This window comes from Pseudomonas sp. (assembly GCF_050739655.1).
In the GTDB taxonomy this organism is placed as follows: Bacteria; Pseudomonadota; Gammaproteobacteria; order Pseudomonadales; family Pseudomonadaceae; genus Aquipseudomonas.
Window position 1 is genome coordinate 1 of record NZ_JBOIBY010000231.1, and the last position, 1,212, is coordinate 1,212.

Sequence of the window (1,212 nt, forward strand, 5' to 3'; positions counted from 1 at the left end):
GCACGGCCAGCAGCAGCTTTCGGGATATCAGCGGATGCAGCGATAGCATCAATCAGTTCCGACTTGTTCACTCTAAGTCCCCTTATATCTATTTGAGTATGATTCTAAGTTTTTTTGGTGAAAGCAAAAACGAGTGCTGAATGGCCTACAGACACTTAAGAGCCGCTTTATAACAAGGGCTCTAAAAAGCTGTCAAGAAAGCCCCCCAGGCAAATACGTACTAATGCGTGCTAATTCTTTCCTTAGAATCTGCGTCGCGTTTCTCATCCTTCGCGACTATCTCCGGAGCCACATCCGGCAAGGGCTCCGGCGCGTATTGCAGCGCAATTTGCAGGACCTCGTCAATCCATTTAACCGGTTTAATCTGTAGATCCTGCTTGATATTGTCCGGAATCTCTTTGAGATCGCGCACATTCTCTTCAGGAATGATCACGGTCTTGATTCCGCCACGATGGGCAGCCAGCAGTTTTTCTTTCAAACCGCCAATCGCCAGTACCTGGCCACGCAAAGTGATTTCGCCGGTCATGGCGACATCCGCGCGTACCGGAATGCCGGTCAATGCCGACACCAGGGCCGTACACATGCCTACACCGGCGCTAGGGCCGTCCTTGGGAGTCGCCCCTTCCGGCATATGGATGTGCGTGTCGCGCTTCTCATGGAAGTCCAGGGGAATGCCCAGGCTTTTCGCGCGGCTGCGAACAACAGTCAAGGCAGCAGTGATCGATTCGACCATCACGTCACCCAAGGAACCGGTCTTGATCAACTGGCCCTTGCCCGGCACCACAGCGGCTTCGATGGTGAGCAATTCGCCACCCACCTGAGTCCACGCCAATCCGGTTACCTGACCGATCTGATCCTGCTGCTCGGCCAGGCCGTAGCGGAATTTACGCACGCCCAGGAAGTGTTCCAGATCGTCCGCAGTGACCTTCACCGAGAAGCGTTTTTCCAGCGCATGCTCTTTGACCGCCTTGCGGCAAACCTTGGCAATCTGACGCTCAAGCCCACGCACACCGGCTTCACGGGTGTAGTAGCGGATGATGTCGCGGATCGCTTCTGCGTCAAACTCCAGCTCGCCTTTCTTCAGGCCGTTGGCCGTGATCTGCTTTGGCGAAAGGTATTTGACGGCGATGTTGATCTTCTCGTCTTCGGTGTAGCCCGGCAGACGGATCACTTCCATCCGGTCCAGCAACGCCGGCGGGATGTTCATCGAGT

The 1,212-nt window shown here is 55.0% G+C and carries 1 protein-coding gene and 1 pseudogene; both read right to left on the reverse strand.

Annotated elements, in window-relative coordinates; genetic code table 11:
- Positions 1-71: pseudogene (locus ACRESJ_RS11495) on the reverse strand (DNA-binding protein HU); the annotation flags it as partial.
- A 149-nt stretch (positions 72-220) separates the two neighbouring features.
- Positions 221-1,212: S16 family serine protease (locus ACRESJ_RS11500; RefSeq protein ID WP_431758009.1), on the reverse strand; the 992-nt coding region annotated here is incomplete at its 5' end.